The organism is Chryseobacterium sp. 2TAF14 (assembly GCF_052115105.1).
GTDB lineage: Bacteria > Bacteroidota > Bacteroidia > Flavobacteriales > Weeksellaceae > Chryseobacterium.
Genome location: NZ_JBFRGA010000315.1, coordinates 1 through 1454 on the forward strand (window position 1 = coordinate 1; position 1454 = coordinate 1454).

1 protein-coding gene is annotated in these 1454 nt (G+C 34.7%); it reads left to right on the forward strand.

What is annotated here, in order from left to right; translation table 11 throughout:
- The first annotated feature begins 595 nt into the window (after positions 1-595).
- On the forward strand, positions 596-1267 hold the full coding sequence (locus tag AB4Y90_RS17865; RefSeq protein ID WP_441558910.1) for a hypothetical protein: 672 nt from the start codon (positions 596-598) through the stop codon (positions 1265-1267).
- Positions 1268-1454: the final 187 nt, after the last annotated feature.

The following is a 1454-nucleotide window of genomic DNA, read 5'->3' on the forward strand; positions in this document are numbered from 1 at the left end:
ATTGGTTTTTCGCAAAGGCGCAAAATTGTTTAACTATAGTATGCTTTAAGACGCAAAGATTTTATCTTCGATAAAATTCATCATCAACATTATAAAAGAAAATCTTTGATTTTCTTCTTGCGCATTAGCGCTAACCAAACAACCAACAACCAACAATTAACAACCAACAACCAACTAACTATATATCTCAAAAACAAAGATCAGTACTTAATACGACAGAACCAGTCGTATTATCTGCATCCTTACAAAAAAAGGCGTGGAGCTACGCCTACTGTCTTGGAGGTACTGGTATACCTAACACACAAATAGACAAGCCCACGCCAAGCGTGAACACTGCTATTCTTGTGTGTTTGAAAATTACCAGTTTACCAAGACAAGAAAGCCAATGCTTTATATTTTTCCGTTAAAATCTAAAGCGGAATATAAAAATATTTTTCAAGCTTTAAAAAAACGGTGGTTTAAAATATTCGTTTGATAGGTGAATATCTAGTATGAAAAGATCGAAATGTTTAATTTTTTAATCATAATTATTAAAAAATATTGATTATGTGAAAATTTTTTCTAAATTTGTCACTATTCTTAAAATAAAAACACAATGACGACAAATCAATCGAACAGGCTCACCATGGCCAAGACCCTAAGACAATTCTTTTCTGCCGAACAGGCAAAATATGCCGGCAACAATCCTCTTACCGTAAGAATTGCAGATTTCAACACTATTGTAGATCATCTTGAGCATTTAGCCTCAGTTCAGACTACCGATACAACGGCAGATACAGGCCTCAAATCAGACGCGAGAATATTAATGACCAATCTTACAGTGGCATATGCCAATACTGCGGCAGATTATTTTGATGGCAAAGACAGCCCGCTGAGCAAGCAGCTTACCACAAGCAAAACTAAAATCAACAAAATGTCCGGAGTAGAAGCAAAGATCTATTGTAACAGGCTGTACAATGTGGTTAATGATAATAGGGCAAATCTTGATCCCGATTATGTAACTGCTTCCGAAGCAGACCAATGGTTTACTGCCATTAATAATTTTGATGCCAAAGCCTATGATGCAGGGATAAATATTGATGCTTCACAAAATGCCACACAAGATCTCAAAGCAGAATTTGAAAAGTTGAGACTATGCATACAGAAGCTCGACAGGCTGATGAAAAAGTACGGTATTCTCAACCCTTCATTTTACGGCAACTTTAAGATTTCCCGTAAAATCTCCGACCTTGGAACCCGACACAATGAAACTCCACCACAGGAATAAAAACAAAAGTGCATGATTAAAAATCAGGCACTTTTTTTATGACAGATTATCAATAATGTACAATTTTTCACCCACAAAGCCTAAGTAATTATAAGCTAATCATTTAAAAATTAACAATTAACAATTAACATTAACTAACTAACTAACTAACTAACTAACTAACTAACTAACTAACTAACTAACTAAC

Excerpts from the sequence above, each read along its gene's own strand:
- AB4Y90_RS17865 (WP_441558910.1), top strand. The coding sequence starts at position 596 with ATGACGACAAATCAATCGAACAGGCTCACCATGGCCAAGACCCTAAGA.